Here is a 13131-nt window from a genome sequence, read left to right as displayed (position 1 = left end):
CTCAAAGCGTGCTAACCTCGCTCGGCGATCCATTGTTGTCGCCTATTATGACATGGCCCCCTGATGAAATTCAGTTCCCTGAGCATCCATTCGCCCGAGGGGAGGAAGTACCATGCAGGCAGAATGCGCACAGTCTCGATCGGGTGTTTCGATGCCCACGCTAGTACTCGTCAGCTCCTCGCCCTCGCTTGAGGCCTGCTGGCAAGACTGGTTGTATCCCTGGTGGCAAGGCCAGCTACACTGCTTCGACTCCATTAAATCAACCGTCTCCGTTCTGCAGCACCTACACCAGCCAATCCTCCTTCTTGATGTCTCTGATCCAGAACAAACAAAAACCGACCTGGAACAGCTGAGAACACACCAGTCGCCCTTGCCCGCCGTATTCCTGTTTAAAGACACGCCGGATCTGGACGCCTGGGAGGAGCTGCTCGACAATCCGCTCAATGATTATCTGCAGCTGTGTGGCAGCAACCCGGATACCGTGCGCCGCATTATCCGCTACTGCAGCCTGCACTTCCGCACCCCGGCCAAGCCGGAACCGGCCCCCCTGACCGACCAGGTACTCAGTGGCTATGACCCAGAGCTTTGGCGTGCCCTGCAGAAAGAGGAATTCGAGCTGTTCTACCAGCCGCGCATCGACCTGCGCCAGGGTGAGATCTGCGGTGCCGAAGCCCTGATTCGCTGGCGACACCCGGAAAAAGGCCTGCAATCACCCGATACCTTTATTCCACAGTGTGAAGCCTCAGGTTTGATTGTGCCCATGGGCTACTGGATCATCCAGGAAGCGGGCCGCGCCCTGCCGGCCATTCAGGAAGCCGGCATGGAAGGCCGCATCGGCATCAACCTGTCGTTCCGCCAGTTTCAGGATACCTATCTGGCCAGCACCATCGAGCGCCTGCTCGACGAACACAACATGTCCAGCCAGGCCATGGAGTTCGAGCTGACCGAAACCGCGCTGTGTAACGACGAGGAGCACGTCCGCAACACCATCGAGCAACTGAGCCGACGCGGCGTGGAGTTCTCGCTGGATGACTTCGGCACCGGCTACTCCTCCTTCAGCCTGCTGCAGAAGCTGCCGATCACCACGCTCAAAATCGACAAGTCTTTCGTTGATGGCATTCCCGGCAACCCGGATGACGAGGAGATCGTGCGCGCCATCATCAACCTGGCGCACAACCTCAACAAACAGGTGATCGCCGAAGGCGTGGAAACCCGCGCCCAGCTGGAATTCCTGATCCGTCACGACTGTGACCAGGTACAGGGCTTCTTCTTCAGCCGCCCGGTGCCGCTGGACCAGTTCCTGACTCTGGTCAGCCGTCGCCAGAAGCAGAGCAGCCTCTGAACGCCAGCGCTTCCAGCAACTGGGGTTCTTCTACCCGAGGCTGACCCGCCAGATCGGCCAGAGTACGGGCAACCTTGAGAATGCGATGACAGGTGCGCGCCGACAGCTGATAGCGCTGCATCACCTGCGTCAGTAACGCACGTCCGGCATCATCCAGACCGCATACCTGCTCCAGCTCAGTGCCTCCCAGTTCTCGATTCATGGTGCCCTGGCGCGACAACTGCACCTCATGCGCCTGCCTCACCCGCGCCCTCACGTGGGCACTGTTTTCCCCCGGCTGTGCCGGTGCCAGCAACGCATCCGGCGGTAATGCCGGCACATGCAGCTGCAGATCGATACGGTCCAGCAGCGGCCCGGAGATTTTCTGCTGATAACGCCGAATCTGATCCGGCGTACAGTAGCAGCGATCGGTACCATCATCGTGATAACCGCAGGGGCAGGGGTTCATCGCGCCTACCAATTGAAATCGAGCCGGAAAGCGGGTTTGCCGGGCCGCTCGAGAGATCAGAATCTCGCCGGTTTCCATGGGTTCGCGCAGTACTTCCAGTACCCGACGTGGAAATTCCGGCAGTTCATCAAGGAAGAGCACACCCTGATGCGCCAGCGAAATTTCACCGGGCCGGGGGTAACTGCCACCACCCACCAGTGCCACCGCCGAAGCGGTGTGGTGTGGCGAGCGGAAGGGGCGGATACCGGCACAGGCCGGGGTCACGTCATAGCCGGATACGGAGGCGATCGCGGCCACCTCCAGCCGTTCCCGACTTTGCAGCTCAGGCAGCAAGCCCGGCAGACGTGCCGCCAGCATGCTTTTACCGCTGCCAGGTGGCCCTGAAAACAAGAGGTTATGTCCACCGGCAGCCGCTACTTCCAGTGCTCGCCGTGCCTGAAACTGCCCTTTCACCTCGGCCAGATCCGGCATGGCACCCGCTTCGGCAGCAACCTCCTCGGCCACCGCCGGCTGCAGGGGTTGTCGGCGTATCAGGTGCTCAACCAGCTCAATCAGGTGCGACACCGCCAGCACCTCGGTATCCCCTGCCATCAGTGCTTCTTCGGCATTGTCACGGGGCACCACCAGAGCACGCTGCAGCTGCCCGGCGGCGACGGAAGCCGGCAGTACGCCGCGTACAGAGCGGATCTCGCCCGACAGGGACAACTCCCCCAGCATTTCCAGCGCAGGTGTGGCTTTCCAGCCTTTCAACTGCCCCGAAGCTGACAGGATGCCGATGGCAATGGCCAGATCATAGCGCCCTCCTTCCTTGGGCAGGTCTGCCGGTGCCAGGTTGATGGTGATACGCCGCTGAGGGAATTCGAAGCCGGCGGTAATCAGGGCACTGCGCACCCGTTCGCGGCTTTCTTTCACGCCGGTTTCGGGTAAACCGACAATGGACATGGAGGGCAGGCCACCTGACAGGTGGACCTCTACCGTCACCGGAGGCGCGGCAATCCCGAGCTGGGCCCGGGTCTGAATGACTGCAAGTGACATGACACTATCCTTGTGTCGAAGTGTAAATCGAGTGCCCCTTAAGCGGGCGTGCTGTCGTTATCCTCGGCAGCAGGTGCGGAGTCCGTTTCCAGTGCCTGCAGGCGTGCTTCCAACTGTTCCAGACGCTCGCGGGTGCGCAGAAGCACGGCCTGCTGGGCATCAAATTCTTCACGTGTCACCAGGTCCAGGCGGGCAAAGGTGCCCTGCAGCATGGTGCGCATCTGGTCCTGCAGCTCCTGCTGACCGGGAATATCAGGACGGTTGCTGAGCAGCTGGCCGAATTGGCCGGACAGGCTGTCGATCAGTTTCTGGTGGATCATCGGGGTCTCCGCATCTGACTCGTATCAGGCTCCACTATAAACCAGTTTGGTGCTCAGGTCAGACCAGACCTGTGCACCAAATGGGTTCACGCACCAAAACAGTGCACCAAAACATGCCCCGCCGTGCATCAAACCTGCCCCTATCTCCCACCAACAGTCACTAACTAACTGTTTAGAAAGAAAAATCACAAGTTGGCACGTGCTTCGCTTATAGGGAATTACAACGCGCCAGCATCCGGCAAACGGGGTGCTCGGACCAACGCTAGCCTAGAGGACACAACGATGAAACTGATCTCAGCGATCATCAAACCATTCAAGCTGGATGATGTACGTGAGGCCCTGTCGGACATCGGCGTTCAGGGTATTACCGTTACTGAAGTAAAAGGCTTCGGCCGCCAGAAGGGCCATACCGAGCTCTACCGTGGTGCCGAGTACATCGTCGACTTTCTGCCCAAGGTTCGCATCGATGCGGCCGTGGCCGATGACATCGTCGACCAGGTACTGGAGGCGATCAGCAAGGCGTCGCACACCGGCAAGATCGGTGACGGCAAGATTTTTGTTACACCGCTGGAGCAGGTTGTGCGCATTCGTACCGGTGAGTCCGGTCACGACGCCCTGTAATCAGGCCTGTTTCCGCGTTTCCGTTTATCTCTGGAGGATAAGACAATGGAAGAACTGCTCAACTCGACAGCCGGGGATGTGACCCAGCTGAAATATGCGGTCGATACCTTCTACTTCCTGGTGTGTGGTGCACTGGTAATGTGGATGGCGGCCGGTTTCGCCATGCTCGAAGCAGGTCTGGTGCGTGCCAAGAACACCACCGAGATCCTGACCAAGAACATCGCGCTTTACGCCATCGCCTGTACCATGTACCTGCTGTGTGGCTACTACATCATGTACAGCTCTGATGCCGGCGGCGTTATGCCGAGCCTGGGCGCGCTGATCGGTGGTGAAAACTCCGTCGACGCGGTTCTGGCCGGTGGCGATGACGCGCCTTACTACTCTTCTCGCTCCGACTTCTTCTTCCAGGTCGTGTTCGTGGCAACTGCCATGTCCATCGTATCCGGTGCCGTTGCCGAGCGCATGAAGCTGTGGGCCTTCCTGGCATTCGCTGTTGTCATGACCGGTTTCATCTACCCGACATCCGGCTACTGGACCTGGGGCGGCGGTTTCCTGAGCGAAGCCGGCTTCTCTGACTTCGCCGGTTCCGGCATCGTACACATGGCGGGTGCATCTGCTGCTCTGGCTGGTGTCCTGGTGCTGGGTGCACGTAAGGGCAAATACGGCAAGAATGGCGAAATCAACGCGATTCCGGGCTGTAACATGCCGCTGGCAACCCTGGGTACCTTCATCCTGTGGATGGGCTGGTTCGGCTTCAACGGTGGTTCCGAGCTGAAACTGTCTGACGTCGGTGAAGCCAACGCAGTTGCTGAAGTCTTCGTTAACACCAACGCGGCTGCTGCCGGTGGTGTCATCGCGGCCCTGATCGTAGCTCGCCTGTGGTTCCGCAAGGCTGACCTGACCATGGCACTGAACGGTGCACTGGCTGGCCTGGTTGCCATCACTGCTGACCCGCTGTCGCCGAGCGCGCTGGCCTCTACCCTGATCGGTGCCATCGGTGGTGCTCTGGTTGTCATCGCTATCGTCACTCTGGACAAGCTGCGTCTGGATGATCCGGTCGGTGCCATCTCCGTGCACGGTGTGGTCGGTATCTGGGGTCTGCTGGCAGTGCCGCTGAGCAACGCTGATGCAACCTTCGGTGCTCAGCTGCTGGGTATCGTATCCATCTTCGGCTGGGTCTTCATTGCCAGCCTGGTGGTATGGCTGATCCTCAAGGCTGTCATGGGCATCCGCGTCAGCGAAGAGGAAGAGTACGAAGGCGTCGATCTCGCCGAGTGCGGTATGGAAGCCTACCCGGAATTCTCTGGCACCAAGAAGTAAACACACCAGAGGTTCCATCCTTCAGGCTGCGCAGAATATGCGCAGCCTTTTGATTATGGGTATACTGGCGTCCAAGGAGTCTCCACCGAACGACGGTGGGTACACTGGGACTGCCCCAATATTGCGAGGAGTTGAATGATGAAACTCGTCACAGCGGTGATCAAACCGTTCAAGCTGGATGACGTTCGCGAAGCCCTGTCCGAGATCGGTATCCAGGGTGTAACCGTGACTGAAGTGAAAGGCTTCGGCCGCCAGAAAGGCCATACCGAGCTGTACCGCGGCGCGGAATATGTGGTGGATTTCCTGCCCAAGGTGAAGATCGAAGTCGCCATTGATGACGACATGCTCGATCAGGTCATCGAAGCAATCAGCAAAACCGCCAACACTGGCAAGATCGGCGACGGCAAAATTTTTGTCATGCCGCTGGAGCAGGTGGTGCGTATTCGTACTGGCGAGACTGGCCCGGACGCTCTGTAACGGCCAGCCTTGCACTGGGCCGACCTGCCTCAGGTCGGCCTTGTCCCTCAGTTCTTCGCGTCGCGCGCAACTTCCTGAATCTTTTCACCCGCCTTGGTCAAATCCTTGCCGGCACCCTCAATGGTGCTGCAGCCGCTTTGCACGCCGGCCGCCAGCAACAGCCCTGCACTGGCGATCAATGTAATCAGTTTCTTACCCATGGTTGCTCCTCATTCAGGCATGCCAAGATCATACCTCTAGCCTGCTTTTAGTGCTATTACCCCGGCCCGGCTCATCTATACTGCAGTCATAATCGTGACCACTGGAGGCCAGGATGCTGAGAGTACGCCCGATTGCATCGACAGACGACAGCCTGTTGCACCAGATTGCCCGGGAATCCGGCCCCGGCTTTACCTCTTTGCCGGATAACCATGACCTGCTGGTCAGCAAGCTGGAGCAGGCGGTGAGTGCCTTTCGCAGCGCACCCGAACCGGCCCCGCTGACCTATCTGTTTGTACTGGAAGATACCGAAACCGGTGAGGTGCTGGGCACCAGCGGCATTACCGCGGCGGTGGGTCTGGATGCGCCCTGGTATCACTACCATATCGGCACCATTGTGCATGCCTCGCACCAGCTGGGGATCTACAACGAGTTTCGCACCCTCTACCTGTGCAACGACTACACCGGCAGCAGCGAGCTCTGCTCCCTGTTCTTGCGGCCGGATTTTCGTGGCCGGGGCGGTGGCGGCCTGCTGTCACGCTCACGCTTCCTGTTTATCGCCCAGCACCGCGCCCGCTTTGCCGACCGCATCATTGCTGAAATGCGCGGTTTTACCGACCAGGATGACAGCAATCCGTTCTGGGAGGGGCTGGGGCAGCACTTTTTCTCCATGCACTACCGTGAGGCAGACTTCCTCACCGGCTCCGGCAACAAGGTGGTGATTGCCGAACTCATGCCCAAGCACCCGATCTATATCCACCTGCTGCCCCCGGCGGCGCAGGCGATCATTGGCGAGGTTCATCCCAATACACGCCCGGCCTGCAAGCTATTGAAGGCACAGGGATTCCGCTTTGAAGACTACGTGGATATTTTTGATGCCGGCCCGACACTGGCCGCACGCCCCGAGGAGGTGCATGCCATTGCGCGCAGCCGCACGCTGGAGGTGGTGATTGATGACCAGGCGGTGCCCGAGGGCGCACGCTCCTATCTGGTCAGCAATACCCAGTGTGTGGATTTCCGCTGTACTCAGGCACGCCTGCAGCCCGGGCGTCGGCGGGTGGCTCTGACCTCCGAGGTTGCCGCCTGCCTGGAGGTCAAGACTGGCGACCGGGTTCGACTGGTCAGCCTGCCGGCGGTAACTGAATCCTGAGCTCAAAGCCGCCCTCGGGCCGGTTATGGGCACTGATCTGGCCGCCCAGCTGCTCAACGGCCCGGCGCGCGATACTCATGCCCAGACCAAAGCCCTCTGCAGAGGTGCTGTCGTCCCGAACAAAGGGCTCAAACAGACGAGGCAGAAGCGCTTCATCTACGCCCGGGCCTGCATCGCTCAGACTGACCTGAAGTCCGCCCCCAGGCAAGGCCTGCAACTGAAGGCTGGCGGGCGTCTCTTCAGGCGTATGACGCAGAATATTCTCCACCCCATTCTGTAACGCACGCCGCAACAATTCACGGGCGCCACGGTAATGTACGGCGACATCCGGCAGATCCAGTGTGAACGGCCTCGCAGGCTGGCGTAACCGCACTTCTTCCTGCAATTCCTGACAGAGTTCGTTGAGCGAAAACTCCACCGGACGCTCTTTGTTCTGCTGACGGCTGAAACTGAGGATTTCACTGATCAGGGCATCCAGACGTTCGCACTCCCGGTTGATACGCTGCATCAGCGGGTCATCCTCCGCCAGCCGCTGCTCCACCAGACCGGCAGCCGCCTGCAGCCGCGCCAGTGGAGCTCGCAGCTCGTGGGACACGTCCTGCAACAACCGCTGCTGCGCCAGCAGGGTCTGCTCCACAGACGCCACCATGGCATCAAACTCACGGGTCAGCTCCCCGATTTCATCGCGCCGCTGACTCAAGCCGGCATCGGCTCTCAGGGTCAGATCCTGTTCCTGATGCAGATCCCGCACATGATGGCTGAGCCGTCGAATCGGCCGCACCACCAATCCACTAAGCACCAGCCCCGCCAGTCCCGACACCAGCAGAATCAGTACCATCTGCAACGAGAACAGGCGCCCGAGCATGCGCTCCACGAAGAAGGCCTCACGCGGCAAGCCCACCTTGGCCAGGTATTCACGACCACTGTCAGTGGTGAGTGCAAGCCTGAGGGCCCGTCGCGGTGGCTCATGTATGCCGGACATCAGTGGTTCGCGGCTGTCAGCCTCAAACAGCCAGACAGGTATTGAATGGCGCCGCCCCGGCAGCTTGTGCCAGTCCGGTACGCCATCTTCGTAGCGTTCCAGCATCAGCATTGCCTGTCCCCTGGCACGGGCTTCCAGCAGTTCCAGCTTATGATCCTTGTCGTAGCGGCTGGACAGCACCAGAAAGACGCTGCCCATGCCCACCAGACTGACCAGCCAGATCACCAGAAACATCTTCCAGAACAGACGCTGGTACCATCGAATCTTCATGCCATGCCCCGCACGAACTGATACCCCTGGCCCCGCACGGTCTTGATCATTTCCTGATCATCTCCCATCACCGCCGCCAGCTTCTGACGCACCCGGCTGACGTGAACATCGATGGCACGATCATAGGCACTGAGTTCGCGGTGCAATACCCAGCGGGTCAGCTCTTCCTTACTCAGAACACGGCCGGCATGTTGCATCAGATAGGCCAGCACATTGAACTCGGCACTGGTCAGCTGTAATGGCTGGCCAGCAAACTGCACCTCACGCTGCCCCGGGTCCAGCATCAGCTCTCCGGATACCAGGCGGTGAGCGGGAAAAGTACCGTCCTGCTCCGGCTCTGCTGCCGGCTGAGCACCGTCACAGCGGCGCAGAATCGCCTTCACACGTGCCAGCAGTTCACGCGGGTGGCAGGGTTTGGACAGATAATCATCCGCGCCCATTTCCAGCCCCAGAATTCGATCAATAGCCTCTCCGCGACCGGTCAACATCAGGACCGGAACGGCACTGCGTGGGCGCAGCTGCTGCAACAGCTCCAGTCCACTCATCCCCGGCATCATGATATCCAGCACCATCAGGTCCGGCGTCAGCCGCTCCAGCACTTCCAGCGCGGCAGCCCCGGAATGCACGGTCTCGACCTTGTAACCTTCATGCCCCAGGTATTCGGCCAGCATGGCACAGAGATCAGGGTCGTCATCCACCAACAGCAATGTTTGCGCATCTGTTTGCATCAGCAATCCTCCTGGCGCCATTTTAGCCCGCTGATCACGGGCGTCAGGCAGGCTTTACCTAACTTTACCCCTTGTGCACACAACTTTGCGCTGACATTGGCAATACTGGACACCAGATCAACACAGGAGAGTTTCCATGAAAACACGCAAGATGATTGTATCCGTTCTCGCCGCCTCTCTGGTTGCCGGTACCAGCGCCCTGGCCTATGCCGGTCAGAAAGAGAACTGCAGTGCTGCCGACCGCGCCGACAAGCGTGTCGAGCGTATGGCCAAACACCTGGAACTGGACGAAGCCCAGACCGCCTCGGTCAAGGCACTCTTTGCCGACCAGGCCGCGCAACGCCCGGAGCAGCCGCGCAAAGGCATGAAAGGGCTGGCACAGCTGGATCCCAATGCCGCGGATTACAACGAGCAGGTGCAGGCACGCATCGCCGACATGCAGCAACAACTGGCCGAACGTGTCGAGCGTCGCGCCAACTTCAAGGCTGAGCTCTACGCCATTCTGACACCGGAGCAGGAAGAGAAGCTGGCTGAGATGCGCGAGCGCAAGGGCAAGCATCACCGCGATGGTAAACACCACCGAGGTGACGGCCCGCACCACCGTCACCGTGGCGCAGACAAGGAAATTCTGTAACAGCCTGTTAAGACGCGACTTGGAGTCGCTCGCGTTGACGTCGCTCAGTGCGCTGGTTCAACAGCGCCTGAGCCACCCCTGCCGCCAGAATAAGGCCACAGCCGGACAGCTGTAGCGCGTTGAGTGACTGGCCGAACAGCACCCAACCGAAGGTCACCACCGCAATCGGCTCCATATACGCCAGCGTGCCGAAGGTGGCCGCCGGTAGCTCCCGCAACGCGATCACGGCAAACAGGATCGCCAGAAAGCCCGGCAACAGTCCCGCCAGCAGCAACCAGCCCCATTGCACCGCCACAATGCTTTCATTCTGCTGCAACATCAGCGGCAGCATGCACAAGGCTCCGGCCAGTAACTGATACCAGCAGCGGGTATAGCTGTGTACATGCAGGGGCAGGATACGGTTCATCAGGATAAAGCCGGCATAGGCCAGCATGGCCAGGGTCGCAAACAGCATGCCGGTGGCATCGTCCGGATTATCAAAGCCGAGGCGGAATTCCATCATCATGGCAAAGCCGAACAGCGCCAGCAGAATCAACCCGACGCCCGCCGGGCGCAGGCGCTCACCCAGGCAAAAATGCGCCACCACCGAAGCCGTGACCGGTGACAGATACACCATCATGATGGCATTGGCCATGCTGGTATAGAGCATCGCCTGGACATAACAGACGATAAACGCCGCCAACAGCCCGCCATTGATCAGCACCCGCCAGCCCGGCCAGCACAACAGCAGGCTGAAGCGCCCGATTACCAGCAGGTAGCCCAGCATCAGCAGGGCACCAAAGCCCAATCGATAGAAGGTCAGTGTTTCCGCACTCAGCCCCGCATAGCGCGAGATCACGCCGATGGTGCCCATCAGCACAGCCGAGGCGACCGCCATCAATAAAAAAGGGGCTGAACCAGCCCCTTGTGTGTTCGCTTCAGACATCTGTCAGCTATTCCTTAAGCGCCAATGCAGACAATGCCGCCTGCGCACAGGCGATATCCTGATCCTGAGACGCGCCCGACACCCCTACGGCACCGATGCACTCCCCATCCAGCAGCAGTGGCAAGCCACCGCCCAGCATGAGCAGGTCCGGATGCGTATCCAGGGCCGCCAGCAGATGCACGTCGTCCGGGTTCTTGTTACGGAAGAAGCTGCTGGGCACCTTGAAGCCGGCTGAGGTACGCGCCTTGCGCAGCGCCAGCTGGGACGTTTGCGGCGGTGCATCGTTGAGGCTTAGCTGGGCCAGCGGCTGGCCGGAACGTGCCACCACCGCAATGCTGACACGCACACCCAGACGCTCTGCCTCTTCGGCAGCAGCAGTGACGGCGGCCAGAGCGGCACGGTAATCGAGGCTGGTCTGTTGTACGCTGATAGGGGTGGTCATAATCGGACTCCAGTCGGTTCAGGCAGTACGTTCGAACATCAAATCCCAGACACCATGACCCAGACGCTCACCGCGCTGCTGGAACTTGGTTACCGGACGCCATTCCGGCTGAGGCGCATACTCGCCCTCGCCCTGGCGGTTGCGATAGCCCTCGGCAGCGCTCATCACTTCCATCATATGCTCGGCATAGTTTTCCCAGTCGGTCGCCATGTGGAAACAACCGCCAACGGCCAGCTTCTGACGAATTTTCTGGGCAAACTCAGGCTGCACGATGCGGCGCTTGTGATGGCGCTTCTTGTGCCAGGGGTCCGGAAAGAACAGCTGCAGGGTTTCCAGACTCTCATCCGGGATGCACTGCTCCAATACTTCCACCGCGTCATCACAGTAGACTCGGATATTGGTCAGCCCGGCCTCAACCGCACGAGACAGCAAACGTCCCACGCCCGGAGGGTGGACTTCGATGCCGATGAAGTTCTTTTCCGGCGCCTGGCGTGCCATCTCGATCAGCGAATCGCCCATGCCGAAGCCGATCTCCAGCACCAGAGGTGCTTCACGGCCGAAGACATCTGCCGGGTTGATCATGCCATCTTTCAGCTCCAGCCCGTATTTGGGCCAGTTCTCGTCCATGGCACGCTGCTGACCTTCGGTCATACGGCCGGCACGCACAACAAAGCTGCGGATCCGGCGAATCGGTTTCTGTTCGTCTGTCATCTTGTGTCTATTACTTGGCGGGGCCAGAGGCCCCGCAGGTTCAATTCATTTGCTGATCAGGCCATCCAGCGGCGAGGATGCGCTGGCGTAGGCTTTGCGCGGCATGCGCACGGCCAGGTGCGCTTCACGACCGGCCTGCACGGCTTTCTGCATCGCTTTGGCCATCAACACCGGATTCTGCGCACCGGCAATGGCCGAATTCACCAGCACACCGGCGCAACCCATTTCCATCGCCATGGCGGCCTCTGAAGGCGTACCGATACCGGCGTCAACCAGGATAGGTACATTGGCCTCTTCCATGATCAAACGGATGTTGTGCGGGTTCTGGATACCCAGGCCGGAACCGATCAGGGAGCCCAGCGGCATCACGGCAACACAGCCGATCTCTTCCAGCTGTTTGGCGACGATGGGGTCGTCATTGGTGTACACCATCACTTTGAAGCCATCCTTGACCAGGGTTTCGGCGGCTTTCACGGTTTCAATGATGTTGGGGTACAGCGTCTTCTGGTCACCCAGTACTTCCAGCTTGACCAGATCATGGCCATCCAGCAGCTCACGGGCCAGACGACAGGTACGTACGGCGTCATCGGCGGTGTAGCAGCCGGCAGTGTTCGGCAACAGGGTGTAACGGTCAGGGCTGACCACGTCCAGCAGGTTGGGCTCGTCCGGGTTCTGACCCAGGTTGGTACGGCGGACCGCCATGGTGACGATCTCGGCACCACTGGCTTCGATGGCAGCGCCGGTCTCGGCCATATCCTTGTATTTGCCGGTACCCACCAGCAGGCGCGATTTAAAGGTCTGTCCGGCAATTACCAGTGGGTCGTTCGTTTCCAGTTCTGACATCATCTATACCCCGAGAATGAATGTGAGTTGCGACCTGATCCAGCAGCGCTATCGCTCAGCCGCCGCCGATCGCGTGTACAATTTCGACCTGGTCATCCGACTTGAGCCGGGTGCTGGCATGTTCGCTGCGCGGAATGATTTCCAGGTTCAGCTCGATGGCAATGCGCTTGCCCACCAGCTGAAGCTGTTCAATCAGGTCATTCAGCGTGGCGTCTTCACTGATCTCCAGTGCTTCACCGTTTACCTGAATCTGCATGCTCTTTACCTTGTTTTACCAATGTCACGGCCAGACACAGCCAGCCGATGATGAATGCGGTTCCCCCCAGCGGGGTGATGGCCCCAAGCCAATGCACGCCACTCAAGGCCAGTACGAAGAGACTGCCGCTGAACAGCAGGATACCCAGCAAAAAAGCGCCGGCACTGATGCTGAAGCCAAGGCGACGCTGGTGTTGCTGCAACAGACCCACCGCCAGCAAGGCCAGTACATGCCAGAACTGGTAGTCGACCCCGGTGCGAAACACCTCCAGCAGACGCGGACTGAGCTGGTCGCGCAGACCATGGGCCGCAAAGGCGCCCAGCATCACAGCCAAAGCCCCCATCAAGGCGGCCAGAATCAGAATAAGACGTGCGGACATGCGGTATTCCGTGGTGGCATTATAATGGCTCGGACTAAGGCCCGAAACGA

17 protein-coding genes are annotated in these 13131 nt (G+C 59.8%); 6 read left to right on the top strand and 11 right to left on the bottom strand.

Annotated features, from left to right (window positions below; genetic code table 11):
* Window positions 1–151 precede the first annotated feature (151 nt).
* The gene (locus tag BW956_RS12060; protein ID WP_076462955.1) at window positions 152–1342 is read left to right on the top strand and encodes a putative bifunctional diguanylate cyclase/phosphodiesterase; all 1191 of its coding nucleotides are present in this window, start codon (window positions 152–154) and stop codon (window positions 1340–1342) included.
* Here the strand turns inward: BW956_RS12060 and BW956_RS12055 are convergent.
* Window positions 1311–2825 carry a YifB family Mg chelatase-like AAA ATPase gene (locus BW956_RS12055; protein ID WP_076462954.1) on the bottom strand — a complete coding sequence of 505 codons (1515 nt, stop codon included), beginning with the start codon at window positions 2823–2825 and terminating at the stop codon, window positions 1311–1313. The two genes, BW956_RS12060 and BW956_RS12055, sit on opposite strands and share 32 nt — an antisense overlap.
* 38 nt (window positions 2826–2863) lie before the next feature.
* Window positions 2864–3145, bottom strand: a complete 282-nt coding sequence (locus tag BW956_RS12050) for an accessory factor UbiK family protein (protein WP_010324568.1) — start codon at window positions 3143–3145, stop codon at window positions 2864–2866.
* Between the two features lie 282 nt (window positions 3146–3427).
* Between BW956_RS12050 and glnK (BW956_RS12045) the strand changes: the two genes are divergently transcribed.
* The 3 genes from glnK (BW956_RS12045) (at window position 3428) to glnK (BW956_RS12035) (ending at window position 5563) form a co-directional block, all read left to right on the top strand.
* Window positions 3428–3766: a P-II family nitrogen regulator gene (glnK, locus tag BW956_RS12045; RefSeq protein ID WP_010324569.1), complete on the top strand. Its 339-nt coding sequence runs from the start codon at window positions 3428–3430 to the stop codon at window positions 3764–3766.
* 45 nt (window positions 3767–3811) lie between these two features.
* Window positions 3812–5086, top strand: a complete 1275-nt coding sequence (locus tag BW956_RS12040) for an ammonium transporter (RefSeq protein ID WP_010324570.1) — start codon at window positions 3812–3814, stop codon at window positions 5084–5086.
* Between the two features lie 138 nt (window positions 5087–5224).
* Window positions 5225–5563: a P-II family nitrogen regulator gene (glnK, locus tag BW956_RS12035; protein ID WP_010324571.1), complete on the top strand. Its 339-nt coding sequence runs from the start codon at window positions 5225–5227 to the stop codon at window positions 5561–5563.
* A 47-nt stretch (window positions 5564–5610) separates the two neighbouring features.
* Here glnK (BW956_RS12035) and BW956_RS12030 read toward each other — a convergent pair whose 3' ends face one another.
* Window positions 5611–5763 (bottom strand): entericidin A/B family lipoprotein, encoded by a 153-nt coding sequence (locus BW956_RS12030; RefSeq protein ID WP_083703048.1) that lies wholly within the window; start codon window positions 5761–5763, stop codon window positions 5611–5613.
* A gap of 113 nt (window positions 5764–5876) precedes the next feature.
* Between BW956_RS12030 and astA the strand changes: the two genes are divergently transcribed.
* Window positions 5877–6911: an arginine N-succinyltransferase gene (gene astA, locus BW956_RS12025; RefSeq protein WP_076462953.1), complete on the top strand. Its 1035-nt coding sequence runs from the start codon at window positions 5877–5879 to the stop codon at window positions 6909–6911.
* Here astA and BW956_RS12020 read toward each other — a convergent pair.
* Together BW956_RS12020 and BW956_RS12015 are read right to left on the bottom strand one after the other, a co-directional pair.
* Window positions 6883–8163 (bottom strand): sensor histidine kinase, encoded by a 1281-nt coding sequence (locus tag BW956_RS12020; protein WP_076462952.1) that lies wholly within the window; start codon window positions 8161–8163, stop codon window positions 6883–6885. The genes astA and BW956_RS12020 overlap by 29 nt on opposite strands.
* Window positions 8160–8891, bottom strand: coding sequence for a response regulator transcription factor (locus BW956_RS12015; RefSeq protein WP_076462951.1), 732 nt, complete (start codon window positions 8889–8891; stop codon window positions 8160–8162). The genes BW956_RS12020 and BW956_RS12015 overlap by 4 nt, the downstream gene beginning before the upstream one ends.
* A gap of 136 nt (window positions 8892–9027) precedes the next feature.
* Between BW956_RS12015 and BW956_RS12010 the strand changes: the two genes are divergently transcribed.
* The gene (locus tag BW956_RS12010) at window positions 9028–9525 is read left to right on the top strand and encodes a Spy/CpxP family protein refolding chaperone (RefSeq protein WP_076462950.1); all 498 of its coding nucleotides are present in this window, start codon (window positions 9028–9030) and stop codon (window positions 9523–9525) included.
* A 7-nt stretch (window positions 9526–9532) separates the two neighbouring features.
* On the opposite strand, the gene BW956_RS12005 is transcribed toward BW956_RS12010, so the two are convergent.
* Genes BW956_RS12005 through BW956_RS11980 form a run of 6 tightly spaced genes read right to left on the bottom strand, consistent with a single transcriptional unit; the run spans window position 9533 to window position 13081 of the window.
* On the bottom strand, window positions 9533–10450 hold the full coding sequence (locus tag BW956_RS12005; RefSeq protein ID WP_076462949.1) for a DMT family transporter: 918 nt from the start codon (window positions 10448–10450) through the stop codon (window positions 9533–9535).
* A gap of 7 nt (window positions 10451–10457) precedes the next feature.
* Window positions 10458–10892, bottom strand: coding sequence for a heme-binding protein (locus BW956_RS12000; protein WP_076462948.1), 435 nt, complete (start codon window positions 10890–10892; stop codon window positions 10458–10460).
* Between the two features lie 18 nt (window positions 10893–10910).
* On the bottom strand, window positions 10911–11603 hold the full coding sequence (gene trmB, locus BW956_RS11995) for a tRNA (guanosine(46)-N7)-methyltransferase TrmB (protein ID WP_076462947.1): 693 nt from the start codon (window positions 11601–11603) through the stop codon (window positions 10911–10913).
* 45 nt (window positions 11604–11648) lie between these two features.
* Window positions 11649–12446, bottom strand: a complete 798-nt coding sequence (locus tag BW956_RS11990; protein ID WP_076463177.1) for a thiazole synthase — start codon at window positions 12444–12446, stop codon at window positions 11649–11651.
* A gap of 55 nt (window positions 12447–12501) precedes the next feature.
* Window positions 12502–12702 (bottom strand): sulfur carrier protein ThiS, encoded by a 201-nt coding sequence (thiS, locus tag BW956_RS11985; protein ID WP_010324581.1) that lies wholly within the window; start codon window positions 12700–12702, stop codon window positions 12502–12504.
* The gene (locus BW956_RS11980; protein ID WP_076462946.1) at window positions 12680–13081 is read right to left on the bottom strand and encodes a DUF423 domain-containing protein; all 402 of its coding nucleotides are present in this window, start codon (window positions 13079–13081) and stop codon (window positions 12680–12682) included. Before BW956_RS11980 ends, thiS begins: the two co-directional genes overlap by 23 nt.
* Window positions 13082–13131: the final 50 nt, after the last annotated feature.

The organism is Marinobacterium stanieri, from assembly GCF_900155945.1.
GTDB lineage: Bacteria > Pseudomonadota > Gammaproteobacteria > Pseudomonadales > Balneatricaceae > Marinobacterium > Marinobacterium stanieri.
The sequence above is the reverse complement of the archived record's forward strand: the minus strand, read 5'-3'. Positions and strand labels throughout refer to the sequence as shown.